This is a genomic window from Spirochaetae bacterium HGW-Spirochaetae-1 (assembly GCA_002839375.1).
Classification (GTDB): Bacteria; Spirochaetota; UBA4802; order UBA4802; family UBA5550; genus PGXY01.
This window is the reverse complement of record PGXY01000011.1, coordinates 106,320-132,253: the sequence shown is the minus strand read 5'-3', so window position 1 is coordinate 132,253 and position 25,934 is coordinate 106,320. Positions and strand designations below refer to the sequence as shown.

Here is a 25,934-nt window from a genome sequence, read left to right as displayed (position 1 = left end):
TTAAGAGCGCACGATAAAAATATTGCGATCCCGTCACCGGAATAAATTTCTGAACATGGCATCCATGAACATTCCGATGAAGATAACCGGTGAAATAAACCGGTTAAGGGAAAATATCTGCAGCACCGATGCCTGTAGCTCCTGTCCCTCGGTACGCGCCAGGGCCTGCTGCCGGAAGAAGATAAATGCCACGGCCGATACGGCAGTCCAGTACATAAGACCCAGACCGGCCATAATCCCGGCGCCCGTCAGCGAGGCCAGGGCAAGAACATATGACGATCCTGAAAGGGCAAGGGCCTTTTCCCGGCCGTAGCGAGCCGGAATGGAAAAAAGTCCCTCGCGCCGGTCATGGTCCATATCCTGCATGGCGTAGAGAATATCCAGCCCGGCTATCCAGAACATGATGGCAAGGCCGGGCATGAAGGCCATGGGCGCAAAGGCGCCGGTCACGGCAAGATACCCCCCAACAGGCGCCGCCGCCTCGACAAATCCCAGGTAAAAATGCGACGAGGCGCTGAAACGCTTAAAAAACGAATACGTAAAGAGGAGCGCAACGGCGACAAAGGAAAGGTAGAAACAGAGTCTGTTCAGCATATATGAGGACCCGACAAGAACGGCACAGGCCAGCAGGGACATAAGCCACACGGACACTACGGACAGCTCTCCCGTGGGAATATGCCTTCCGGCCGTGCGGGGATTTTTCGCATCGATACGCGCATCCAGGACCCGGTTAAATGACATGCCCGCTGTACGGGCGCCGAAAAGGGCCAGCGTGGCCCAGAGCCACTGCGCAGGCGAGCCTCCCCCGGCAAAGAGAATTCCCATGTAGGCGAAAGGCAGTGCAAAAAGGGTCTGTTCGATCATTATCATCTGTGAGAATTTTTTAAAATCCATATTCTTTCCACCGCCCGTCCACCAGTTTTTTTATGTCATCGGACATGGCTATCTCGTCGGGCCAGGGTCGCCCCATGCCCTCCTCCTTTGTTTTACGCGTAGCGTCGATACCCACCTTGCCGCCAAAATTGGCATAGGGGGCGCTGTGATCCAGTGCGTCCAGGGGTCCCTCGGAAAATATCATATCACGCCGCGGGTCCACATTGTTCAGGAGTTTCCAGAGCACCGTGCTTGAATCATTCAGATCGATATCCTTGTCAAAGACCACCACGCTTTTCGTGGAAGACATCTGCCCCAGGCCCCAGAATGCATTGATTACCTTCTTGGCCTGGCCGGGAAATTCCTTGTTAATGGAAACCAGGGCGCAGTTGTGGAATACTCCCTCCATGGGCAGGTTCATATCCACGACCTCGGGTATGACGAACTTCAGCATAGGCAGGAACAGCCGCTCCGTGGCCTTGGCCATGTAGCAGTCCTCCATGGGCGGCTTGCCCACGATCGTGGAAGGGTACACGGCGCCGTGCCGCGCCGTTATGCACGTTACATGGAATACGGGGTAAATATCGGCGGCGGAATAAAATCCCGTATGATCGCCGAAGGGCCCCTCGATGCGCGTATCACCGGGATCAACGTAACCCTCGATGATGAAGTCCGATTCGGCAGGCACCAGGAGATCCACGGTCTTTGCCTTCACCACTTCTATGGCCCGGGACTCCAGGAATCCCGCGAAGAGGAGTTCCGGCACATCGGGCGGCAGGGGTGCCGATGCCGCGTAGGTAACGGCGGGTATGCCTCCCAGGGCCACGGCTACATCCATGCGTTTCCCCAGTTTTTTATACTTTTCATAATGACGTGCGCCGTCCTTGTTGTACTGCCAGTGCATGCCCGTTGAGGTGTTATCGTATTTATGCATTCGGTACATGCCCATGTTCTGGATGCCTGTTTCCGGATCTTTTGTGATCACAAGCGGCAGGGTGATAAAGGGACCGCCGTCACCGGGCCAGCAGGTCTGGATGGGCAGCAAATCAAGCAGCGGGCCCGAATCAAAAACCTGCTCCTGACAGGCGGCACGGGACACCTGTTTCGGCATGAGGGAAGCTATATCCTTCAGTTGCAGAAGCATCCTGATTTTGTCCATGAGCCCCCGGGGCGGCTGCATTTTTATCAGGCCCTCGATCTTCGCGGCTACATCGTCGAGGGAGTTGCAGTTCAGGGCCAGCTCCATGCGGCCGAAACTGCCGAAGGCATTGATGAGCAGCGGATAGGGCGAGCCCTTCACCTTTTCAAAGAGCAGGGCCGGTCCCGCGGGCTTGCTCATGCGGTCCGTGATTTCCGTTATTTCAAGGAAGGGGTCCACTTCCACGGATATCCGCCTCAGTTCACCCTTCTTTTCAAGGGCGTCTATAAAATCGTGCAGGTTTTTAAATGCCATGGGTTCACTCCGAATTTTAGTACAACGCCCCCGGCGAAGATACTTATATAATAAAAATTTTCAGTCGCCACCCCCGGTTGGGGTTTGAAATCCATTTTATGGAAGCCCCCCTCTTGGGGATTTTAGGCCAAATAGTCATTATTCACTAATTACAGAGAGGCTGATAATTCAAGCCAAAAATGACTTGCAGCAATGAAATATTCTCTTCCCAACCATCATAATAATTGACATTGCATAAATCACGTAATAAAAGTACCGGAAACCCATGAAACAGGCAACCGACAACACCAGAAAGCGCCTTCTCTCCCTGGACGTGTTCCGGGGCATGACCATCGCCATGATGATTATCGTGAACAATCAGGGCGACTGGTCCGGCGTATATCCCTTTCTCAGACACGCGGCGTGGCACGGCTGGCACGGCGCTGATATTGTCTTTCCCTTTTTCCTCTTCGCCGTGGGTATGTCCATCCCCCTGTCGTTATCATCAAAAATTGAAGACGGGGCACCGAAAAAGGCATTGATCCTCAAAATCCCGAGACGCACGGGCCTTCTTGTTCTGCTGGGAATTATCCTGAACCTTTTCCCGAACTTTGATTTTGCCGCGATGCGCATTCCCGGCGTGCTCCAGCGCATAGGCCTCTGTTACCTCCTGGCTGCCCTGTCTTTTCTCTACATGAAACGGACGTATCAATGGATTATTGCCCTGACCATACTGGCGGGATACGGAGCACTGCTTCTTTTTATACCGCCGCCCGGCTCCCCTGCTCCGGGCCTTGCCCTGGATGCAAACTGGTGTCTGTACCTGGACCGCCTCATTCTGGCAGGACATACCTATGAGCATGCCCCGGTCCCGGGCTTTGATCCCGAGGGAATCCTCTCTACCCTGCCCGCCGCAGTATCGACCCTGGCAGGTGTCTTCACGGCGGACCTTCTGCGTTCCGGCATACCGGAAAAAGTGAAATCGGTCCTCATGATTGCTGCAGCCATTATCTGTACCGCAGCGGGCCTGGCCCTGGACCGCTGGATACCCATAAACAAAAATCTCTGGACACCATCGTATGTTCTTTTTATGACAGGCCTGGCCCTGGCGCATCTTTCCCTGCTGCGGCGGATCATGGACACGAAAGGGTTCTCAAAGTGGGCCATGCCCTTCACGGTCCTGGGCGCCAATGCCCTGACAGCCTACATCCTTTCCTCGGCCCTGGGAAAATTTCTCGCCGTCACCACCATGCCGGGCACGGCAATTACCATGAAAGCTATGATTCACCGGACACTTTATGCATCGTGGCTGGAGCCCTGCGCCGCCTCCCTGGGCTATGCGCTGGGTTTTCTGATTCTGTGGGTGCTTGCCATGGCTTCTCTGTACCGGAAAAAAGTCTTCATTAAAATTTAAAAATTCTGTATTTTACTCCTATCCATGCACTCCTCACTGGTATGCAACTCAAGCTGAATCCGTCATATCAAACTCACCGTGCCTCTGTGGCGACATTCTTTTGATTTCTCCCTGACTTGTTATTGACAGAAATACCGGTACCATATTACACTTATTTAGAATTACAAACCTGTCGATATACATAGGAACCCATGGCACTGCACGAAGATAAAGTAGAACTGCTCCGGAAGGTCGATTTTTTCCGGGAGCTCCGGGAATATGAACTGGACACGATTTCGCGGTACTGCGAATTTGTTCATATAAAAAAGGGGAAGCCCGTGTTCGTCCAGGGCTCCCTGGCCAGAGATTTTTACGTGGTGGAACAGGGACGCGTGGGGATCATAAACGTCAAGGACGGTGACGATATCGAAATCGCCCAGATCATCGAGGGCGAGTCCTTCGGCGAGCTGGATTTTCTCGGCCAGTCTCTGCGCAGCGCTTCGGCCTTTGCCGACAAGGATACCATGCTCCTGCGCTTCCCGGACGAAGCACATACCTCATCGGATATTTTCCAACGCCATCCCGACGTTTTCGCCAATCTGCTCTACCGCCTCCTGGGCATAGTCTCCGACAGGATCTGGAACATAAACATGGAGGTACAGCAGAAGGCCCGGTGGGTCACGGACCTGCGCAAGCAGCTCCTCATGGATAAGCTCACAGGCCTCTACAACCGAATCTACCTCCAGGAGGATTTTGTGAATCTCCTGCCGGAACTGGAGAGCAGCGCCGCCCTTCTCATCATCAAGCCCGACAACTTCAAGGAAATCAATGACAACTTCGGCCACGAGGCGGGCGACCAGGTCCTGCGTCTCATGGCCATTTACCTCCAGTCCGTGCTCCGCGAGGAGGATATGGGTGTGCGCTTCAGGGGTGATGAATATGCCGCGGTTCTCCTTAACGTAAACCGCGAGAAGGCCATCGGCATTGCCAGGGAACTCCAGGCGGCATATAAAGAAATCGACCTGGCTGCCATAACCGGGAATGCCGAGATGGTTCTCAAATCAAGCATCGGTATCGCCATGTATCCCGATAATGCCGGGAGCAGCAAATCCCTGGTGGAAAAGGCACATGAAAGAATGCTCCGGGCCCGCAGTGCCGGAGGCGGAAAAATAGTGGCCTGACAAAGGAATCTCATGAAAGACAGACTGAAAAAACTCAATATATTTTCACAACTCAGCAGCGATGAACTGGACATTGTCATTGATTCCTTCTCCCTGTACACCTTTGACAAAGGCGATGTAGTGGTCCCCCAGGACAAAGTTGACCGGAGACTCTTCATTGTACTGGACGGAGCTATCGACAGCATCCTCAAAATGCCGGGTCGTGTTGAACGAAAACAGGGGGAATTTCACCCCGGGAACGTCTTCAACATCGTATCATTTTTCAGCGACAGGCCATCCCTCACGGCCTGTATCGGGACACTGAAAGGCGAAATACTTACCATGACGGAGGACCAGTTGCACAACCTCATGAACCGGGACACCGGCATAGCGGTGCAGATACTCTTTCATATGCTTAATTCAACGGTCTACAGTTTCGCCAACACCAGCATGTTCCTTTCCGACATTCTGCAGTGGGGAGAAAAGGCAAGCCGCCGTGTCATTACCGACGAGATGACGGGCGTGTACAACAGGGCATTCCTGGATGACGCCCTGGAAAATTTCTTTTCCATTTCCGTGAGCAATAACAAGCCCCTCTCGCTCATCATGATGGATATCGATAATTTCCGTGACATCAATGAAAAATACGGCAATAAAACCGGTGACTCCCTAATCAAGACCCTGGTGACCCTCATAGAAAAAAACATCAGTAAACACGGCATCATTGCCCGTTACGGTGGCGATGAATTTTCCATTCTACTGCCCGAAGCGGACCTCGCCAGGGCCGGAAGCATTGCAGAGAATATCCGCCTCGATGTTGAAAAAAATGATTTTTCCTCCTTTTTCGGCGGGGAAGCCATCACGGTAACTGCCAGCCTGGGCATCAGCTCCTTTCCCGAAACGGCCCGGGAACTGGCGGCCTTCCGCGAAAAGGCCGACGCCTCCCTGTACCACGCCAAAAAACTGGGCCGCAACCGCGTAGAGCACGTTGATTAGCAATCCCCCCTCCTGGGACCCCGGCGAAAGTATCAATATGATACCGGCACTCATTCTCGCCGCCCCCACAAGGGGCGTTGAAACCTCTCAGTCATCTGAAAATAGTCTTTTAAAAATGCTTAACAACAGCAATTTCAAAACCCCTCCCAGGGGTGGCGACTGTATGTTTATGAACAGTTTGACTATTTTCGCCGGGGGCCTTCGTTAGCATACATTAATGGCTTGACAATCTGCCAATTGCTTAACTGATAGTAAAATGATTTAACTATCAGTTAAGTTAAATACATGGATAACCGTACAATGATACAGGAACGAAGGGAACGTGAACGGCAGCAGCGCATGCAGTCCATTCTCGATGCGGCAAAAAGGATGTTCATATCGCGGGGATACCGCAAAGCCACCATGGATGAAATAGCCGTCGAGGCGGAAATATCCAAACCCACCATATACCAGTATTTCAAGACCAAGGATGAGCTCTACTGCACCATTACCTACCCCGTCATAGAGGACCTCAAAACCGACATGGAAACCATGCTGGAGAAAGTCTCCCATGGCCAGTACACCTCGGGCGCCGCTATCATCGGCGACCATTTTGCCACCTATTACCGGATCTTCAGCCGTGACCCCGATGCCTTCCGGATTTTCATGCTCTTCAACCTGACGGGCATCATCGACGAGGTGACCGAGGAAGTGCGTTCCAGGGTCATCGATGCGGCGCGGCTGCGCTATCGCGGCATGAGAAAAATTTATACCCTGGCCATGGACCAGGGCCTCATTAAAAAATCCGACGTATACCAGCTCCAGGACCTTCTCTGGGGCGCGTTCCTGGGAATCGTTCAGTCTCTGGACATGAAAAATCCCGGGGACAAGCTCAATAAAAACCTGAAATCTACGCTCACCTTTGCTGAAAATGTTTTCATAGAAGCACTGGTGTTGAAATAACGAGGAGGATAGTACTGTCATGATCGATCATTTTTTTCATCCCAAAGGCGTGGCCGTCCTGGGCGCCACGGACAATCCCCAGCGCGGCGGATTCCACATACTGAGAAACGCCCTGGGAGGATACACGGGCAGGGTCTATCCCGTAAACCCCAAGTATACCGAAATACTGGGCATTCCCTGCTATCCCGACATCGCTTCCATACCGGAAGATTTTGACCTGGTCATATACTTCATCCCGGCGAAGTTCCTGCCCGAAACTATTAAAGCCTGCGCTGCCAAAAAAGTGAAGGCCATCATCATCGAATCGGCCGGTTTTTCCGAGACGGGTAATGAGGGACGCCGCCTCCAGGATGAATCGATGAAGCTGGCCCGGGAAAACGGCATCCGTCTCTGGGGCCCCAACTGCATGGGTCTCCTCGACGGTCATTCCCGCAACGTTTTCTCCTTCATGTACCAGGATAACTGGAAAACCCTGATGCAGCCCGGCAATGTTTCCCTCATTGTCCAGAGCGGCATGCTCTCGGCCGGTTTTCTCATGATGATGCTGGAACGCGGCGGTATGGGCCTCAGCAAGGTGGCCTCCATCGGCAACAAGTGCGACGTTAACGAAACGGAACTGCTGGAATACTATATAAATGACGACAACACGGACGTTATCGGCCTCTACTCCGAATCCATCAGCGACGGCAGAAAGTTCCTTGAGCTGGCCCGTTCCACGCATAAACCCATTGTTATACTCAAGGCAGGCAGGAGCCCCATGGGCGCAAAAGCAGCCATGAGTCACACGGCCAGCCTTTCGGGCGAATCAGCCGTCTACACCGGTGCCTTCAAACAGGCGGGAATAGTCCAGGTCTACGACACCCATGAGCTCATGGACGTCATCCGCGGCTTTTCCAAAACCGTTATGGGCAACCACCGGGGTGGTACGGCAGTCATCACCTTCTCGGGCGGCGCCGGCATCATCACCACGGACCTCCTCCACGACCAGGGTCTTCCCCTGGCGGAACTCTCACCGGAGACCCTGCAGGAGATTAAAAACGTCTTCCCGGAATGGATGGACCCCACGCACCCCGTGGACCTGTGGCCCGCCGTGGAAAAAAACGGCCTGGCAAAAGTATATACAACAGCCCTGGAGGCTGTCATGAAGGACCCCGCGGTTGATTCCGTCATCGTTGAGGGCCTGGCCTCCACATTCACAGCGCCCGATCACATGGCTGACCTGGCAAAGCTCAAAGACCGGTATGAAAAACCCGTGGCCCTGTGGCTCATCGCACCGGGCGGCCAGGAATACATGGACAAATACCGCACCGTGGCTGAAAATGCCGGTCTGCCGGAATTCACGGAGATCAATCGCTGTGTTACATTTATCAAGGGAGTGAAAGACCACTACCGAAAGAAGAGGCAGCTGGGGCTCATTGCGTGAGGGTAAAACCCTGATCTCATTATTGCCGGGGAAAGATAATAAATCATTTCATAAAAAGAATCGACGACGCGATGAGAAACTGCGCAATATAATACAGGCCGTGATTCACCACAACATAGGCCGGAGTGTTTTTCCCCTCACCGAAGTAAGTCCCGGAAAGAACCAGGTCGGAAAGAAGAAAGAAAATACTTCCTGCGGACATGACATACCAGACTGTTTCCCCGGTTACGTATGCCGCCACAATGGATGATGATGCGGTCATCATAAGGGAAAGTCCATATATAAAGCACGTGATTTTGAATGCGCCCATATTCAGTTTGAGCGGCCTTTCCAGGGCGATATTGATCACTGCACCGGCCAGGGCAAGAACGAAAGAGATCACAAGAGTGAGCACGTTCCAGTCGTAGTGCGAGAATATCGCCGTGATAAAAAAGATATGCCCGACAAAAAATGAATAGAATCCCGCATAGAGATAGATATCGGCATCGCCGGGATAGGCATACTTAAGATCGAGCCAGATATCGCCCAGGAGCCCGCACACCAGGCCGGGAATAATGAGCAGGCCATACCGGTACTGGTCAGGGTTGGCAGCCAGGGCCGCGCAGGCCGTGACGATGAAAAAAAATGACGGTATGGATTTTGCCAGGGTACCGGGAAGCCCCCCTCTTTTGACCCTTACAACGAGAAAGAACAGTATTGCGACGATGCCGGGAATAAGTGCCAACCAGAACATAATGAAGCCTCCTTTGCACAATTGCTAGTTTTCAAGTATTGTAATCTCCACGCGGCGGTTGCGCCTGCGCCCCTCTTCCGTGGAATTGTCCGCTGCCGGTTCACGGGACCCCTTTCCCTGTGTAACGATACGGGTCTTGTCGCAGGCGCCTTTTGAAACGAGGTAACCGGCGACTGCCATGGCTCGCTGTTCCGACAGGACCTGCGAAGTCTTTTCCTCGCCGACCCGCGCCGTGTGCCCCGTTAGGAGAAAATCACGTTCCGGGAATTGTTTTAAAATATCAGCTATACGCGTGAGCTTGTCCTTTTCAGCCTTGGTCAGTTCATCGGAATTGGGCGGAAACCGGACGTCCTCAAGTATAATGGTGACGCCGTTTTTATCCTTTCTGACCGATGCATCGGCAATGTTGTCCTCTTTTATTTTTTTATTCAGTTCATCGACAAGACGGTCCCGGTCAAGCTTCGGTGATTTCAGAAGCCGTCCCTCGGCCGTTCCCCTGTATTCGACCGATGAGGCATTGGAGAGAAAGAAAATAAAATCGAAATCCTCGTGATAAGAATGGAACTGTCCGGCAGCCCTGTCCCACCAGTAGAGCTGTGACGATGTGCCGGTAATTTTCACCGGTACGGGTCTTGCCGGAACGCCCTCGTACTTCACCTGGTGAAAAACGGTGAATTCAACCTTCAGCACGGCGGTCTTCACGCCCTCTTTGATCTCATCCCTGAGATAGGTGTAATGCACCTTCACGGGGAATCTGAAAGCATTGGCGATACCGTAGCTCCTGCGAAAATCATGGGCCTCCTCGGCATCGCCCGTCCAGGTATCGCCCGGTTTAACCGTCCCTTCGGGGAACCGGGGAACATTGCGCACGACGGGCATGAAGAATGACGCGTCGATGGTAAAAACGCCCAGTTCATCACGCCAGAACTGTGACCGGTAGCTTTCTTTAAGATAAAAGGTGTTGAACATGCCCTGGAACGATTCGGACATCTGGAAATCGCAATCAAGGCGGCCGGAACCGTCTTTGACCTCGGCGGTATCCACGGCAACCTTGTTCAGTATCATGGACTGATGCGTAAGGACGCCATTGATCAGCACATCCTCTTCTACTTCAGTCACTATCCGGTACTTTTCGCCCGGCGTGTACTTAAACCGCAGCTTTTGCGGAGCGGCTTCTTCACCGGCAAAAAGCGAACTCCCCGCCAGGAGAATGGCCATAATCATTTTTGCTGCTCTCTTTTTCATCGGGGATACTTCTCCAGTCCTTTTGAATATCTTCTACAGGTATTTTTTATTATTGACAGAAAACACCGGTCAGGCAAGACTTTTTTTAAGGCCATGGTGCCGTAAATTACGCGTCTGTAGCTCAGTGGATAGAGCAATGGCCTCCGAAGCCATGTGTCGCACGTTCAACTCGTGTCAGACGCACATACTGTAGTACCGCTCTCAGATACACCTTATTCCTCTTGCAAACCCCGGCCGGCGGGACGTTTGATATCACTTCCCGCCGCGAAAAACCGGGGTCCCGGCGATCAAATATCAAACCTGTCCCGGTAGGTGCATTTTCTGCATAATTCCTCGACAGCCATCCTTTCAGAGAAACCACGGACGATACTTGATGCCCGTTCACCGTAAATAATCTCGGCGAAGGGCGTTTCATGGATATTCCCCAGGTTCATGATCCCCTGCCCGTCAAGACAGCAGGGGACCACGGTACCGTCTACGAGCAGGGCGGCCTGTCTTTTCAATCCATAACAAAAACCACGAGGATGGTTATCCGGGGATTTCATATCGGGCCAGAAAAATTTTTCCGCCCTGCTTAAATAAATTTTATTCAACAACCGTATCCCCTTCCCCTTAGCTTCTTTCTCCTGTTCCTTCACGGAAACGGCAAGTCTCTTCTCCATGCGGTCAATTATCATCGCATTTAAGTCGTGTTCCGTTCCGCCGTCCAGGTTCCACAGCTTGAATTCTATGAACATTTTTGTTTTTTTTACGGCATCCAGGGCAAAGGAAAATATATCATCGAGATATTTTTCCTGTTCAGAAAGGTCCGACTGCCCTTCCAGGCTGTGAAGAGAAAAACTTATCTGCCGGAGGGCCGGTTTATCAAGCAGCAGGTCTTTCATTTTCCCGGCAAGTATGCCGTTCGTTGCCAGGCTGACCCTGAAGCCTTTTTCATGGCTGATGTCGAGAAACCGGCCGAGAAGGGGGTGCATAAGCGGTTCACCCTTCACATGAAAATAGATGTAGTCCGAGAACTCTTTTACCTGATCGAGGATCAGGGTAAACGTTTTTTCATCCATGAATTCCGGTCTTCTTCCTGAACCGGGACAAAAGCTGCAGCTCAGATTGCAGACATTGGTTATTTCTATATATATTCTTTTAAATCTTTTCATGGCGATGATATTCAGGCGACGGGAATAATTACTTATCTGCCCCGATCCCCAGTTTTTCCTGCATCTCTTCCAGCGAAACATTCTTTGTTTCAGGGACCATGGTCTTCACCCAGATGAGCTGCAGGACCATCATGAAACAGAAAAAAGCGAAGATGGTCGATGGCGCCAGGGATTCGGCCATGCGGGGAAAAAACAGCGTCAGGAAGGCGGCAAAAAACCAGTGTGTGAAACTTCCCAGGGCCTGCCCGTTCGCCCGGTTCCGGTTCGGGAATATCTCACTGATGAGAACCCAGATAACGGTTCCCTGCCCGATGGCATGTGCCGCGATAAAGGCGAAAATGCAGATGGGGACAATGGAATAATTCCCCGCGTGAAAGGCCCAGGCGCAGGTCCCCAGGGAAAGAATATAGCCGATAGAACCGATGTACAGCAGCGTGCGCCTGCCCAGCCTGTCGATCATCCACAATCCGACAAAGGTAAAAATCAAATTCATAATACCGATTCCCACGGACTGCAGCAATGCCGCACGAGCCCCCAGACCGGTCCATTCAAAAATTCGCGGGGCAAAGTAGAGTATTGCGTTGATCCCCGAGAGCTGATTGAAGAAGGCGACGAAAAACGCGAGCAGAATGGGAATCCGGAGACTCGTGGTCCAGAATTTTGCCGCCGTTTCACGGTGACCGGCAGAAACCCTGACACTGTCGGCCAGTTCCTTTATTTCGCTCTCAGACATATCCGGATTGATCAGGCGAAACACACGAAGCCCTTCATCATACTTACCGCCATGCACAATCAGCCAGCGCGGACTTTCAGGAATGGTGAGACAAAAGATCGTATATATCAGCGCTGGAAAGGCCTCGACTCCCAGCATCCAGCGCCAGGCAATCTGTTCATTCACATACCTGGCCAGGAGGTAGTTCGACAGGAACGCCACAAGAATACCGAAAACGATATTAAACTGAAACATGCCGGCTAGACGCCCCCGCAGCCGTGCCGGAGAAATTTCAGAAATGTACATTGGAGCGGCGACCGTGGCCATGCCGACCCCGAGACCGCCGATAAATCGTGAAGCCATGAAGAAAAACTTATCCGGCGCGATTCCCGAGGTGATGGCCGAGACAAAATACAGGGCTCCGATCATAAACAGGGTCTTCTTTCTGCCCCACCGTTCCGCGGGCCATCCGCCCGTAAGCGAACCGATTACCGTTCCCCAGAGGGCGCTGCTCATGGCCAGGCCGTGCATGAAACCCGTCATGTTCCAGACCTGTTGTATCTTCTGCTCAGCGCCGGAGATGACAATCGTGTCAAATCCGAAAAGAAACCCGGCAAGGGCCGCGATGACCGACCAGGAAAACAGACGTTTGTGGTTCATTATTTTCTCCATACAAACATTACAGGGCTTCACCGGAACCGGGCAAAGACGGCAGGGCGCCCTTCACGGTGCATATATACGCGGCCAGGGCGTTCGCATCCCTGTTTATCTCACTGAGGGGCTTTCCCGTCAGGAACCCCGAGATCATTGCGGCGGTGAATGCATCCCCGGCGCCCACGGTATCGACAACAACGATTTCGGGACTCACGGAGAAATGGGCTTCCTCGCGGGTCATCATCCATGCGCCCTTCGCCCCGCAGGTCAATGCCGCAATGCGCAGATCAAAGATATCCATCAATTGTCCCAGTTGTTCCCGGTCCGTTCCGGAAAGACCGAACATCGCCGCAAGCACAGGCAGTTCTTCGTCGTTGAGTTTCAGGGCATTGGCAGCTTCCAGCGAGCGCCGGAGTATCTCCCGGGAATAAAACTGCATCCGCAGATTCACATCGAAGACCCGCAGGCATTTTTCAGGGACTTCCGACAGACATGATTCAATGCAGGACCGCGACAGCTCACTGCGCTGGGCCAGGGTTCCGAAACAGATGGCGTCGAGCCTCGCGAGAACCGGCTTCAGGTCTTCTGACCAGGGTATGTGGTCCCAGGCGACTCCTTCCCTTATCTCGTAGGCCGGCTTGCCCTGGGCATCAAGGACAATATTGACGACCCCCGTCTCAAATTCAAGACTGACCGCCAGGCAGGAAAGGTCAACACCGTGCCCTCGCAGATAGTTCCTTGCCCGCTCACCCCTGCCATCATTGCCAACGCAGCTTATCAGATATGCCTGCGCTCCCAGGCGCGCACACTGGCATGCCACATTGGCGGGAGCGCCGCCGAGTTGCTCGCCTTCGGGGAAAACATCCCAGAGAACCTCGCCTATTCCTGCAATACAATACCTGTCTTTCACCTGATCCTTCCCCGGCTTGTTTTCAATTGTTTCCGGCCTTTCGTTTCTTCATCGCGATCACGGCAATACCGAACATAATTGCCAGTGCGGCACCTATTGCCGTTGGCAGCATAATACCATGAAATGTTTTTTTATTCTCATTATTTCTGGAATTCGGCACGGGAAAATCCAAAGGCATACCCTGTTCCTTCTCCTTAACCACGGGCACAATGGCGCGTGAACGTTTTTTCCCGGGCCTCTTTACCACCTTTTCAGCGTTACCCCTGGAGAACAACCTCAGGTGATAATCATATAATATCTCTTTCTCTTTAGCGGTAAAATTTTTACCGTCGGTATATGCGGAAAATTTCACTTCCTGGTTTTCATTGATTTTATCCATGGCCCAGTCACGGTAATCGCTTTTCAGCTTGATAAGCCTTTCATAATAATCGATATCCTCGGTGAACCATTCCTTCACCCTGTCTTTTTCCGATTCATCCACCCCGGACCGGTAATCTTTGGCCTGTTCCTTCTTTATGCTGTGATAATCCCTTGTAATGGGCTTTTCCGGTTGATCCGCGGCATCAAGCGCAGGAGTGATGATTATTAGAATGAGCAGTACATAAATAAATTTCATATTATTTTTAATCATCGGTTGCATGTTTTATGGCAATATTATTTATTGTGAAACCGGTCGCCATATAAAGATAGACAGAAATACCTCATGAAAATCAAGCAGAAAACCCGGGGAGTTTTCGAATAAATTGAACATTATCGCCGGGAATTTCCACACCGGAAGATGATCCGGTAAACCGGGTATCTTCCTTCTGTACCATAAACAGGGATTCTCCCGGCAGCGGTAAAACCATAAACTTATTGACGAAAACGGGCTTTCCTGTAGATTTTTCATTTACACCCTTAAAATAATACACAGGTGCGACATGATACCGATTAAGAAACTCAATGACCTGACCAAACAGGAGCTGGACCGTCTATTCAACCGTTTCGGCGATGATTTCAGTTCCATCATGATGGAAACCGTGGTCCCCATTGTCAATGACGTGCGGAGCAGCGGTGATGAAGCCGTAAAAAAATACACGGAAAAATTCGACGGGGTGAAGCTTGACCGCGTCGTGGCCACGGAAGAGGAAATCGGGACGGGATATAAAAACACACCGAAACACATTCTCGAGGCCTTCACGGAAGCTAAAAATAATATCGAAGAATTTCATCTCCACCAGAAACGCGACGCCATCATATATAACCGGGGCGGTTCTACTCTGGGCATCATGTACCAGCCCATTGAAAGCGCCGCCATGTATGTACCGGGAGGCAAGGCCTCATATCCGTCATCGGTCCTCATGGGCGTCATTCCCGCCCAGATCGCCGGAACGAAAAACATCTCCGTCATCACTCCCCCCGACAAAACGGGACGCGTTCCCGACACGATTCTCGCCATATGCCGGATCCTGGGTGTAGATCGGGTGATCAAATCGGGCGGCGCCCAGGGAATCGCCGCCGCCGGTTTCGGCACTGAAACCGTTCCGAAAGCGGAAATAATCGTGGGCCCGGGAAACATCTACGTCACGGCGGCCAAGACCTATCTCTTCAGCCTGGGCGTGATCCAGATCGACTCCATGGCGGGCCCCTCGGAGGTCCTTATTATCGCCGACGACCGGGCCAATCCGCGCTGGGTTGCCTTTGACCTTTTGTCCCAGGCCGAGCACGAGGAACGGGCCCTGGCGGTTCTGGTCACCACGTCGAAATCCCTGGCGGAAGCGGTAAATGAGGAAATAAAAAAAGATATCGAATCGGGATGCGGAAGGCATGAGATAAAGAAGACTTCGCTCAGGAACGCCTCTATCCTTCTCGTGGACTCCCTTGACGAGGCTATTCAGTTTTCCAACAGCTATGGACCGGAGCACATGGAATTCATGGTGGAAAATCCCCTGGAATACCTGCACCGGCTGAGAAACGTGGGCTCCCTCTTCCTGGGAGACCATGCACCCGTAGCCGTCGGCGACTACTATTCGGGGACAAACCACATCCTGCCCACGGGCGGGGCCGCGCGGTTCTCATCGGGAACCTCCGTGGAGACCTTCATGCGCCGCACAACGTTTCAGCACCTGACACGCGAAGCGCTGAAAAAGGCCCGGAGCCCCGTGGGTGTCATGTCGAAGGTCGAGGGATTCGACGACAAGCACGGCGGTTCTATCGATGTACGGTTCGGAAAGGAATGATATATGCGGCCCAATAACCGGGAAGCCATCTTAAAAACAGCACGGAAACTCTTCCTTAAATACGGATACAGCGGGATTTCCATGCGCACCATCGCGGCCGAGGCGAAACTGACCACGGGGGCCGTCTATTTTCATTTTAAAAACAAGAAAGACATCTATAAGACCATCTGCATCGAGGCCACGGAAATACTGATACGGAAATTCAAGGACGTCACGGCCCACCAGGAGATGCCCCAGAACAAGCTCATATCGACCTATGACGCCTTCATTTCGTTTTTCAATGAAAACAAGGAACATTACAACCTGCTCATGGAGTATAAATCGGCCTATGACTCCGGTGACGATACGGAAAACGACGAGATCGTCGCGCAGATGAGGCTCCTCATGTCCATCATGGCCGAAACCATTACCCAGGGCATTGATCAGGAAATCTATCGCGACGTGGACCCGGTAAAGCTCTCGCTTCTCCTGGCCTCGGTGACGGAAGGCATGCTGCAGTACAAAAAGATGGGCATCTTCGACGCCATCAATGTATCGGACCGGGAATTCAGGACCTTCATGGCCGACATCATCGGCAGCGGCATTCTGAAACACCGTTAATTATTCAAAGTGAAATTTATTGACGTAATCGGATGCAGAAATAATCTGAGCATCACAATTACAACCATGACGGAGAAGTGATTATGGAATGGATTATTGCGCTTATTACTCTCACCTTTCTTGAGATCGTCCTGGGCATTGACAATATCATTTTTATATCGATACTGACGGGAAAACTTCCCGATTCACAGAAAAAAAAGGGGCGGGTTTTAGGCCTGACCCTCGCCCTGGGTTTCAGGATAATACTACTCATCTCACTGACCTGGATGGTGAAGCATCTGACCGAACCACTCTTCTCCGTTTTCTCCTCGGACTTCAGCATACGGGAAATTATACTCGCCGCGGGGGGGATTTTTCTTCTCGCCAAGAGTACCAGTGAAATTCATCATAAAATGAATATTGCCAATAATAAGGAAGATTACGTACAGGTAAAGGTGAATTTCCTGAGCACTATCATCCAGATAGGTCTCCTCGATATAGTATTTTCCTTCGACTCGATTCTGACAGCCATAGGACTTACGGACAGGCTCCCGGTCATGATAACAGCTGTTGTTCTCTCAATTATCATCATGATGATTTTTTCAGGAAAGGTTTCCGATTTCATACACAAGAATCCGACACTGGAGATACTGGCTCTTTCTTTTCTCCTGTTGATTGGATTTATGCTCGTACTCGAGGGCTTTCATTACGAGATACCGAAAGGATATATATATTTCGCCGTATTCTTCTCTCTGTTCGTAGAGGTCCTGAACATGAAGCTTCGAACCAGGAACAAGCGACTCCGGGAACCGGTTATGGATAAAATGACAGAATAGGATATCGCCGGGAACGGCGGCAGACTAATGGAATTTAATGGACGTTCCGATTGAAATGTTCCAGGAGTTTGATCTGATTAAAAAGATGCTCCAGGGACGGTGACAGTTTCAGTAAAAAATGTCCGCCATTGGATTCATACTTCTGCTTTATATCGAGGAGAAAACCGATAAAGGAGGAATGGACTTCCCTGGTTGTAGTGAGGTCAAAAACAAGCTTCTTTTCAAAATTCACACGGATAATCTTATCGAAATAGTTGGATGCCGTTTCAAAATCGATATATTCGGGGAAATGATACACAATGGCATCATTTTTATGAAGCGAGCCATTCACAACATTCATGGTGAGCCCATCCATACGATTAATGTTTTTTATACTTAAAATATGTGACATAATCCTGATAGTATAGCGGTATTTCTGTCAAGTTTTTTTTACTTTAATTTTCATAGTACAAAATGAATTTACATTATTGTAATTTGACAAAGAGGATGCTCATAACATACCCAACAGACGGTGATTTTTCAAATTTTATTACAATCTTTCCCATTTTTCCCGACAACCATTGACAGCTGTCTTTCACCGCAGTACCTTAAGAAAAATAAACCTGCCGTCATTATTAATATTGACAACAGGTGTGATGAGAAATTGTAATCCAAGTATCATGACCGTGTTAACGGTCCTGCGGCGGGTAATTTCAGTAAATCGGGGTTTTATATGTCAAAACAATGCTTTCTCCTCCTTGAAGATGGTACGGAATTCGAAGGAAAGAGTTTCGGATACGAGGCTGATACCATGGGAGAAGCGGTTTTCAACACTTCCATGAGCGGCTATCAGGAAATACTCACAGACCCTTCCTATATTGGTCAGATCGTCGCCATGACCTACCCCATGATCGGCAATTACGGTGTGAACGAAGAGGATGTGGAATCGGAGAAGGTGCAGGTTGCCGGTTTCATCGTCAAGGAATACAGCAAGACCTATTCGAATTTCAGGGCCACGTCATCCCTGGGAGATTACCTCAAGAAAAATAAAATCCCCGCCATAGAAGGGATCGATACCCGTAAGCTCACCAGGCACATCCGCGACAAGGGCGCCATGCGTTCCGGCATATTCTTCGAAAGGAAGGGGGCCATGGAAAAACTGCTGGCCCACCCCCTCATGGAAGGACTGGACCTGGCATCGGACGTATCCTGCGCCGTTGCTTACGATTATACCGAAAAGGAAAAGGCGCCCCGTGTGGCCGTCTTTGATTTCGGCGTAAAAAGGAATATCCTGCATCTCTTAGGGGAAGCCGGATTCTCTGTAAGGGTCTATCCTGCCAAAACGCAGCTTAAAGAGGCCATAAAGGATGGAATCAATGCTGTTTTTCTCAGCAACGGTCCAGGCGACCCCGATGCCATCGATTACGCCAAAGACCTGGTGCATGATATAGTAAAAGAAAAGATCCCCACACTGGGCATCTGTCTCGGGCACCAGATCCTTGCCCTGGGCCTGGGAGGAAAAACCTACAAGCTGAAGTTCGGCCACCGCGGAGGAAATCAGCCGGTTAAAAATTTCCTCACCGATAAAATAGAGATTTCATCCCAGAATCACGGTTTCGCCGTTGATATGGATTCCATGAAAGACAATCCCGATGTGGAAATTACCCACATAAACCTGAACGACAACACCGTGGAGGGGCTCCGTCACACCAAACTGCCCATACTGTCGGTACAGCATCACCCCGAAGCGAGTCCCGGACCGCATGATTCACAATATCTCTTTGCGCAATTTTACGACATGGTCGTAAAGGGCTGATATTCTACACTTCAGGAGTGATCCGGTACTATTCGATCTGATCCCGTATCAGGCAGTCCGGTTATTATTTACACAAGCATATCGAATAATTGTTGCCATTTCCGAACAATCATTTAATATTTTCCCCGGTTCATCAGAGAACCGGCAAATTTTTTTTTTAACAAATAGCTTTTCAAACAAGACATAATACAACCAACCGCCCTGAAACGGGCACATGCGTACTATCGATATATTTAAAATACACAGGAGCAGTGCAGGCAGTGAATAAATCAAAAGACATGAACTGGCATGATATCACCATTTCCTCGGAGAAACAGCCCTCCTTATCCCCCAATGCCCGGGTCGTACTGGAACGACGATACCTGGCCAAAAACGACAAGGGCGAAATAATAGAAACACCCGGGGAATTATTTCAACGCGTGGCTAAATACGTGGCTTCAGCCGATTCTTTTTACGGCAGGACAACGGAAGATATTAATAAAACTGCCGACCGTTTTTATAATCTCATGGCGGAGCTGCAGTTCATACCCAACAGCCCCACTCTCATGAACGCCGGACGGCCCCTGGGGCAGCTCTCGGCCTGCTTCGTGCTTCCCGTGGAAGACTCCATGGATAAAATATTCGACTCCGTGAAGAACATGGCCCTCATTCATAAAAGCGGCGGCGGCACGGGATTTTCCTTTTCAAAGCTCCGGCCGCGCGACGATATGGTCAAATCAACGGCAGGAGTTTCCAGCGGCCCCGTATCCTTCATGAATATTTTCAACGCGGCAACCGAGACCATAAAACAGGGCGGGACGCGGCGCGGTGCCAATATGGCTATCCTCAACATTGATCATCCCAATATCATTGAGTTCATCCGCGCCAAGGAGGACGGAACGGCGCTGACCAATTTCAACCTATCCGTTGCCCTCACGGATGAATTCATGAATGCCGTTAAGGATGGAACCTCCTTCGATCTGAAAAACCCGCGCAGCGGCGCCGTCGTGGAAACGATCGACGCCCGCGAAATCTTCCAACTCATCGTGGAAAAAGCCTGGAGCAACGGCGAACCGGGGATTGTCTTCATCGACCGCATCAACGAGCACAACCCGCTTAAAAAAATCGGGCTCATCGAGTCCACCAATCCCTGCGGTGAACAGCCCCTTCTTCCCTACGAATCATGCAACCTGGGATCCATCAACCTGAACAGCGTCCTGGTGGAAAAAAATGAACACTTTGAAATCGACTTTGACTTGCTCAGGGATATTACCGTCACGTCCGTTCACTTCCTGGATAATGTCATCGATATGAACAGGTATCCCCTTCCCGAAATCGACAGGCAGACCAAGGATAACAGGAAAATAGGCCTGGGTATCATGGGTTTTGCCGACGTCCTTCTCAGGATGGGCATCCCCTACGACTCCCAGGAGGCCATTGACCTGGCTGAAAAAATCATGTCGGCAATCCAGGCCGATTCCACGGAAGAGTCCCGCGCCCTTGCCGTGGAGCGGGGCGCCTTCCCCAACTTTGAACACAGCGCCTACGCCGAAAAAGGTGAAAAGCCTCTGAGAAACGCCACGACCACCACCATCGCACCAACAGGGACCATCAGCATCATCGCCAATTCCTCGAGCGGCATAGAACCGGTCTTTGCGCTGGCATACATGCGCAATGTCATGGACAACGACATTCTCATCGAAACCAACCCCATATTCGAGGAGACCGCGAAAAAAATGGGATTCTACGACGCAGAGATCATGGAGATGGTGGCTGAACACGGATCAGCGGCGGGCATCGACGGCATACCGGAAGAAATACAGAAAGTCTTTGTCACAGCCCATGACATATCGCCGGAATGGCATATTCGCCTCCAGGCGGTTTTTCAGAAGTTCGTCGACAATGCCGTTTCAAAAACCGTGAACTTCTCTAACAGCGCAACGGTTCACGACATAGAAAAGGTCTACACCATGGCCTATGAACTGGGATGCAAAGGGGTCACGGTATACCGCGACGGTTCCCGCGACGCCCAGGTACTCTCCACGAAGAGCACCGGCAAGACAAAAAGTGAATCACCCATGGAGTCCCATTACGGGGACGGGCATATCGTTCCCAGGCCGCGCAGTGAAGTAACCTGGGGTGCCACGAGAAAGATGACCACGGGTTGCGGTTCCCTTTACGTCACGATCAATGAAGACGAGAAGGGTATGTTCGAGGTCTTCGCCACAATGGGCAAGGGAGGAGGATGCGCCGCAAGCCAGACCGAGGCAGTAAGCCGGCTCATATCCCTGGGCCTCAGGAGCGGCATCGAAAAGGACCAGATAGTCAAGCAGCTCAAGGGAGTACGCTGCCCCAACCAGGCCTGGGCCAAGGGAGGAAGAATCTACTCCTGCGCCGACGCCATTGCCAAGGCACTGGAGAGCCATACGGGAATAACCGGCACGGCCCCCGAAGGACATGAGTCTGATCTGCATGAAATATCAAAAAACCTGGCCGAAACAAACGGCAAGGGAAGCGATACGACTATGGTGGGCGTATGCCCCGACTGCCACGGCCCCCTGGAGTTTGAATCGGGCTGTTCCGTATGCCGTTCCTGCGGTTTTTCGCGATGCGGTTGACAGCCATACCATACATGGTGCGAAAATACATGTAAGGGCGGGTTATTCTGTTGCAGGGGCGGGTTTGAAACCCGCCCCTGCAAAATAATCCGCCCCAACATGATATATTACATTATTTTATTTTAACTCCTTTCTTCGCCCTGGCGTTCCATTTAAATTCATGGGGCCATTTTGCCACTTCACCGGATATAACCTGCGTATGACACACATTACAGGCCGAGAAGGCCACGGACGATTCTCCGTGTTTTTTGATAAACCCCATATTGCCTTTGCCCCGTGAATCATCATGGCAGACACCACAGCTTCCCAGGCTCATGGCCTTTCCCTGATACTGGAGGGCCTGATAGTTATCGGTCTCCTTTGACGAAGGAGTCATGGCATGCGGACTTCCGTGGCAGGCCGGGCAGAAAAGATTTCCGTGGCCTGTTCCAGCATTCCGATAGAGCACACTTTTCGTATCCACCTGGGCAACGCCCTTATGGCAATCGGAACAGGCCGGTTCCTCCATCCAGGGAATTCTGCCCTTTTTAATGCCGTCGGCCATTGTCTTCAAATCACCGTGACATTTAATACAATTACCATCATCGGCGCTATGACTTATGCTTCGATTGCACCTGGTGACGGGACCGGGATGGCAGTCATAGCAAAGAGCTCCCTTGTCGGCGTGGAAACCGTGGATTGCTTCGGAAAGATATGTATTCGCCGAACCCCGTCCCTTCATTCCCAGAGCCGGACTGCCGTGGCATTCGGCGCATAATTTTGGCTTGCCTTTTTCCAGGTTCACTTTTTTAACTTTTTCATCATGCTTCCGTAATACATCGAGCATGACCGGTTTTACGTCATTATGACATTTACCGCAATTTATTTCATCAGATGTGGGAATTGTGGTCCTGGTCATGGCAAGCAGTTTATTGTCAGCATCATAGAGAGATATTTCGGCAACCTGAAAGGGATTCCATGTGCCGGAATCGTCAACAGGTGTTAAAGGAATGCCATTGGCCTGGAAATGATCGGTCATGGCAACCATTTCCCCCTGCAGGCCGTTATGTGTCTGCGGATCCTCAAGATTCAGTCCCGTATCCCGCTCAAGAACAGCGCCAAAAAGTTTTTTGGCGTTATCCCAGAATTGTCCATAATCGGCGCCGGTTTTCGCGTTTTTCTTTCCATAGGAACGGGTATTATTGAGAATCCGGTAACGCAGAGAAACGTCTCCCGTTATTATCTCCGGCCTGACGCCCCGTTTTATTACCTGGGCCCACAGTGTATTATAGGGCGGCAGAATCACCCCGTTATCATACGTGGCGTTGAGACAGTGCATACCGAGATCGTTCCAGGCCAGGATAATATAGCCCGCATTATCCACCGCCGGTGCAATCACAGATCCTGTGGTTCCACACCCCTTCACGGAACACCCTGCAAACCACAAAAAAACTGCCGAAATGAAAACAATGATTACCGATTGGAAAAAAAACCCAGGCCTGTTGATCATATCACGCCTCCTCGAGAATGATAGAAATTAAGATATGAACGACGACCGTACCACACTTATTACGGTCAGGGACTTACTGCAGGTTCTTTGAAACCGATGAATACAGGAAAAGAATTGAAATTCATTCAGACGGCTTGAAAACCCGCCATGCAGGTCCGCCATCGATTCCATGCCGTCTGAATTTATGCTGTTATTTTATAACTATGAATGTACCTTGCGCCTCGCCGCATATCTCACATGACGTGGGGACATCCTTGGAATATGTATTGCCGCACTTCGGACATACACTGTATGTTGCTGATAATTGTTTCAGATCTTTTTTCTCCAGTGCTGCCAGGGCTTCCTTGTAAATTGCCAGGTGTTTTTTCTCTGTATCAAAAGCATAGTTGAAGGATGTTACAACCTCATTCAACTGCGCCTCTTCGGCAGTTTTAATAAAACCGGGATACATTGTTTCAATCTCATAGGATTCGCCCTTTATGGCATCCTTGATATTTTCCATGGTCGTCTTTACCGCAAACTGAGGGTTAATGGGTTCCATTTTCTCACCAAGACCTGAAAGCGCCTCCATGTCCCTTTTTGCGTGAATGCTTTCAGCTTTTGAAGTGGCCTCGAACATAACGGCGATCGGTGCAAATCCCTCCTCCTTTGCCTTTTTCGCGTAGGCCGCATACTTTTGGCTGGCCGTGGTTTCACCTGTTATGGCCTCCTTCAGGTTCTTGATAGACATATCCCTGGCCGTCTCCTTTGGTTTACAACTGAAAGAAACAGCTGTAATCATAGACAAGACTAAAACAGCAACACCATACTTTTTCATAAATTACCTCCCGGGAACTTACCCTTTTTTGTCTCGATTTATGGCGGAATGATTGATCACAATATAAAGACCCGGCGGGAGATTTACAATTATTTTTTTGATTTTCAATCCAGTTGAAAAGGAGCAGCATGCTGCACCTTTTCAGCTGCGACCGTATTAAAATATGTTTGCTATTATCCGGGACTGTTTATACATATAAATAAACAGGTTCACAGGAGAAACCCGCTATGATAAAATATGCTCTGGCAGCTTTAGCCGCTCTTATCATAATTCTTGTCGTCATCTATACCGTTGGTTATTACCGGGCTACAAAGCTGCCCGACAACAGGCCGGCAGTCTTTATCCTGCAGAACAAAAACCCTGAGAAAAAAGTTGTTGTATGTATCGGTGACAGTATTACCCACGGCCGTGTGAGCTGCAACTATGTCGATATATTATCGGAAAAAATGGAAGGGGATGGGTTTATCTTCGTCAATGCCGGGATAAACAGCGAACTGGCCTGGAACGCCCTTCAGCGTGTCGATGAGGTTATCCGGTGCGACCCCGATTATATCACCATCCTCATCGGCTCCAATGACGCAAACGGATCACTGCGCGATTCCACAGCACGCCACCAGATGAAGGAAATGAAACTTCCGCAATATCCCGACAGGGAATGGTTCCGCAAAAACCTCTCGTCACTGTGCGATATCCTGCGGACAAAAACAAAGGCACGTATCGCCCTGCTCTCCCTGCCTCCCATCGGGGAGGATAATAATCATGAGGCCTTCCGGAGAACCGGAGAATACAGCGCCATCATAAAGGAAATCGCTGCAGGTAAAAATGTATCCTATATTCCGCTCCACGAAAATATGCGGACGTATCTCGCTGACAAAACATGCAGTCCCCCGTCGCCGTACGATCAGCACGAGATGATGATGTACAAGGCCATTTTCATGAACACCATCATGGGTACAAGTTTCAATGACATATCAACGACAAACGGTTTCAGCCTCATGACGGACTACCTGCACCTGAACTGCAAGGGCGCTACGATGACGGCCGATCTCATTGAAAATTTTCTGCTGCAGAAATAAAACGAGGAGCACGGATCATGAGTGAAAATAAACTCAGCGATGAACTCATACGGACGCTCCTGACAGCACAGAAAAATGAGATAACCGAGCACCACATCTACACCAGGCTCTCGGGAAAAATCAAGGACCCCCGAAACAGTAAAATTCTTCTGGATATTGCCGGCGATGAACTGCGCCACTATTCGTTCTGGAAGGAATTTACCGGTAAAGATGTTCGTCCAAGCCGGTGGAAAATATTCAAATTTTTCTGGATCTCGCGTCTCCTGGGCATAACCTTCGGCATCAAACTAATGGAGCGCGGAGAGGAACAGGCCGTCATCAATTATGGACTCGTCGCCCAGTCCATTCCCGATGCTGACCGGATAATGGCCGATGAGGATGCCCATGAGAAGGAACTCATCGGACTCATAGAAGAGGAGCATCTGAAATATATGGGCTCCGTGGTTCTGGGCCTCAACGACGCACTGGTGGAACTCACGGGAACACTGGCGGGACTCAGCTTCGCTCTTCAGAACACTCGCCTTATCGCCATTGCCGGGCTCATCACCGGCATTGCCGCGTCGCTTTCCATGGCGGCTTCGGAGTATCTTTCTACGAAATCCGATGAGGGTGGAGAAAATCCCCTTAAATCGAGCATCTATACCGGCATCGCCTATGTCATAACGGTAGCGATACTTATCGCTCCATACCTGTTACTTGACCATTATCTCCTGTGCCTGGCCATGACGCTTGTTAATGCCATTCTCATCATCCTCATGTTCAATTTTTATATTTCTGTAGCGAAGGACCTTCCTTTCAGAAAAAGGTTTCTCGAGATGTGCGCTATAAGCCTGGGTGTGGCCGCCCTTTCCTTCGCAATTGGATATGGCGTCAGGGTCCTCATAGGAATCGATGTATGA

The 25,934-nt window shown here is 50.8% G+C and carries 24 protein-coding genes and 1 tRNA gene; 13 read left to right on the top strand and 12 right to left on the bottom strand.

The genetic code is table 11. The annotated features are described in order from the left end of the window. Positions 1 to 33: 33 nt before the first annotated feature. Positions 34 to 894, bottom strand: a complete 861-nt coding sequence (locus tag CVV44_21315) for a 4-hydroxybenzoate octaprenyltransferase (protein PKL35352.1) — start codon at positions 892 to 894, stop codon at positions 34 to 36. Continuing rightward, on the bottom strand, positions 884 to 2,326 hold the full coding sequence (locus tag CVV44_21310; protein PKL35351.1) for a menaquinone biosynthesis decarboxylase: 1,443 nt from the start codon (positions 2,324 to 2,326) through the stop codon (positions 884 to 886). Before CVV44_21310 ends, CVV44_21315 begins: the two co-directional genes overlap by 11 nt. Positions 2,327 to 2,591: 265 nt before the next feature. Here CVV44_21310 and CVV44_21305 point away from each other — a divergent pair, with 265 nt between their 5' ends. The 5 genes from CVV44_21305 (at position 2,592) to CVV44_21285 (ending at position 8,219) form a co-directional block, all read left to right on the top strand. Then, a complete protein-coding gene (locus tag CVV44_21305) occupies positions 2,592 to 3,719 on the top strand; it encodes a DUF5009 domain-containing protein (GenBank protein ID PKL35350.1) in 1,128 nt (375 codons plus the stop codon). Between the two features lie 191 nt (positions 3,720 to 3,910). Then, entirely contained in the window at positions 3,911 to 4,879 is a 969-nt protein-coding gene (locus CVV44_21300) for a hypothetical protein (GenBank protein ID PKL35349.1), read from the top strand. A gap of 12 nt (positions 4,880 to 4,891) precedes the next feature. Further along, positions 4,892 to 5,854 (top strand): hypothetical protein, encoded by a 963-nt coding sequence (locus CVV44_21295; GenBank protein ID PKL35348.1) that lies wholly within the window; start codon positions 4,892 to 4,894, stop codon positions 5,852 to 5,854. A 285-nt stretch (positions 5,855 to 6,139) separates the two neighbouring features. Then, entirely contained in the window at positions 6,140 to 6,796 is a 657-nt protein-coding gene (locus CVV44_21290) for a hypothetical protein (GenBank protein PKL35347.1), read from the top strand. A 19-nt stretch (positions 6,797 to 6,815) separates the two neighbouring features. Beyond that, positions 6,816 to 8,219, top strand: a complete 1,404-nt coding sequence (locus tag CVV44_21285; protein ID PKL35346.1) for a hypothetical protein — start codon at positions 6,816 to 6,818, stop codon at positions 8,217 to 8,219. A 43-nt stretch (positions 8,220 to 8,262) separates the two neighbouring features. Here the strand turns inward: CVV44_21285 and CVV44_21280 are convergent, their stop codons facing one another. Together CVV44_21280 and CVV44_21275 are read right to left on the bottom strand one after the other, a co-directional pair. Further along, positions 8,263 to 8,952 (bottom strand): hypothetical protein, encoded by a 690-nt coding sequence (locus CVV44_21280; GenBank protein PKL35345.1) that lies wholly within the window; start codon positions 8,950 to 8,952, stop codon positions 8,263 to 8,265. Positions 8,953 to 8,976: 24 nt separating this feature from the next. Further along, positions 8,977 to 10,197 (bottom strand): OmpA family protein, encoded by a 1,221-nt coding sequence (locus tag CVV44_21275; GenBank protein PKL35344.1) that lies wholly within the window; start codon positions 10,195 to 10,197, stop codon positions 8,977 to 8,979. Between the two features lie 110 nt (positions 10,198 to 10,307). Here CVV44_21275 and CVV44_21270 point away from each other — a divergent pair. After that, a tRNA-Arg gene (locus CVV44_21270) sits at positions 10,308 to 10,380 on the top strand. A 104-nt stretch (positions 10,381 to 10,484) separates the two neighbouring features. On the opposite strand, the gene CVV44_21265 is transcribed toward CVV44_21270, so the two are convergent. The 5 genes from CVV44_21265 to CVV44_21245 form a co-directional block, all read right to left on the bottom strand. Beyond that, positions 10,485 to 11,351: a radical SAM protein gene (locus tag CVV44_21265; protein ID PKL35575.1), complete on the bottom strand. Its 867-nt coding sequence runs from the start codon at positions 11,349 to 11,351 to the stop codon at positions 10,485 to 10,487. A 28-nt stretch (positions 11,352 to 11,379) separates the two neighbouring features. Continuing rightward, positions 11,380 to 12,723, bottom strand: coding sequence for an MFS transporter (locus CVV44_21260; protein PKL35574.1), 1,344 nt, complete (start codon positions 12,721 to 12,723; stop codon positions 11,380 to 11,382). 19 nt (positions 12,724 to 12,742) lie between these two features. Next, on the bottom strand, positions 12,743 to 13,654 hold the full coding sequence (locus CVV44_21255; GenBank protein ID PKL35343.1) for a carbohydrate kinase: 912 nt from the start codon (positions 13,652 to 13,654) through the stop codon (positions 12,743 to 12,745). Beyond that, entirely contained in the window at positions 13,650 to 14,258 is a 609-nt protein-coding gene (locus CVV44_21250) for a hypothetical protein (GenBank protein ID PKL35342.1), read from the bottom strand. Before CVV44_21250 ends, CVV44_21255 begins: the two co-directional genes overlap by 5 nt. 79 nt (positions 14,259 to 14,337) lie before the next feature. Then, positions 14,338 to 14,538, bottom strand: coding sequence for a hypothetical protein (locus CVV44_21245; GenBank protein PKL35341.1), 201 nt, complete (start codon positions 14,536 to 14,538; stop codon positions 14,338 to 14,340). 9 nt (positions 14,539 to 14,547) lie between these two features. Here CVV44_21245 and hisD point away from each other — a divergent pair, with 9 nt between their 5' ends. The 3 genes from hisD (at position 14,548) to CVV44_21230 (ending at position 17,261) form a co-directional block, all read left to right on the top strand. After that, positions 14,548 to 15,846 carry a histidinol dehydrogenase gene (hisD, locus tag CVV44_21240; protein PKL35340.1) on the top strand — a complete coding sequence of 433 codons (1,299 nt, stop codon included), beginning with the start codon at positions 14,548 to 14,550 and terminating at the stop codon, positions 15,844 to 15,846. Between the two features lie 3 nt (positions 15,847 to 15,849). Then, positions 15,850 to 16,446: a hypothetical protein gene (locus CVV44_21235; GenBank protein PKL35339.1), complete on the top strand. Its 597-nt coding sequence runs from the start codon at positions 15,850 to 15,852 to the stop codon at positions 16,444 to 16,446. Positions 16,447 to 16,529: 83 nt separating this feature from the next. Next, positions 16,530 to 17,261 (top strand): hypothetical protein, encoded by a 732-nt coding sequence (locus CVV44_21230; protein PKL35338.1) that lies wholly within the window; start codon positions 16,530 to 16,532, stop codon positions 17,259 to 17,261. A gap of 34 nt (positions 17,262 to 17,295) precedes the next feature. Here CVV44_21230 and CVV44_21225 read toward each other — a convergent pair whose 3' ends face one another. Then, positions 17,296 to 17,652, bottom strand: a complete 357-nt coding sequence (locus CVV44_21225) for a hypothetical protein (protein ID PKL35337.1) — start codon at positions 17,650 to 17,652, stop codon at positions 17,296 to 17,298. Positions 17,653 to 17,973: 321 nt separating this feature from the next. Here CVV44_21225 and CVV44_21220 point away from each other — a divergent pair, with 321 nt between their 5' ends. Together CVV44_21220 and CVV44_21215 are read left to right on the top strand one after the other, a co-directional pair. After that, positions 17,974 to 19,056 carry a carbamoyl phosphate synthase small subunit gene (locus tag CVV44_21220; protein PKL35336.1) on the top strand — a complete coding sequence of 361 codons (1,083 nt, stop codon included), beginning with the start codon at positions 17,974 to 17,976 and terminating at the stop codon, positions 19,054 to 19,056. Positions 19,057 to 19,334: 278 nt separating this feature from the next. Continuing rightward, positions 19,335 to 21,653: a ribonucleoside-diphosphate reductase, adenosylcobalamin-dependent gene (locus CVV44_21215; protein PKL35573.1), complete on the top strand. Its 2,319-nt coding sequence runs from the start codon at positions 19,335 to 19,337 to the stop codon at positions 21,651 to 21,653. Between the two features lie 112 nt (positions 21,654 to 21,765). On the opposite strand, the gene CVV44_21210 is transcribed toward CVV44_21215, so the two are convergent. Beyond that, positions 21,766 to 23,142, bottom strand: coding sequence for a hypothetical protein (locus tag CVV44_21210; protein ID PKL35335.1), 1,377 nt, complete (start codon positions 23,140 to 23,142; stop codon positions 21,766 to 21,768). A gap of 190 nt (positions 23,143 to 23,332) precedes the next feature. Then, entirely contained in the window at positions 23,333 to 23,959 is a 627-nt protein-coding gene (locus CVV44_21205; GenBank protein ID PKL35334.1) for a rubrerythrin, read from the bottom strand. 227 nt (positions 23,960 to 24,186) lie between these two features. Between CVV44_21205 and CVV44_21200 the strand changes: the two genes are divergently transcribed. After that, positions 24,187 to 25,035 carry an SGNH/GDSL hydrolase family protein gene (locus CVV44_21200; GenBank protein PKL35333.1) on the top strand — a complete coding sequence of 283 codons (849 nt, stop codon included), beginning with the start codon at positions 24,187 to 24,189 and terminating at the stop codon, positions 25,033 to 25,035. A gap of 17 nt (positions 25,036 to 25,052) precedes the next feature. After that, positions 25,053 to 25,934: a rubrerythrin family protein gene (locus CVV44_21195; GenBank protein ID PKL35332.1), complete on the top strand. Its 882-nt coding sequence runs from the start codon at positions 25,053 to 25,055 to the stop codon at positions 25,932 to 25,934.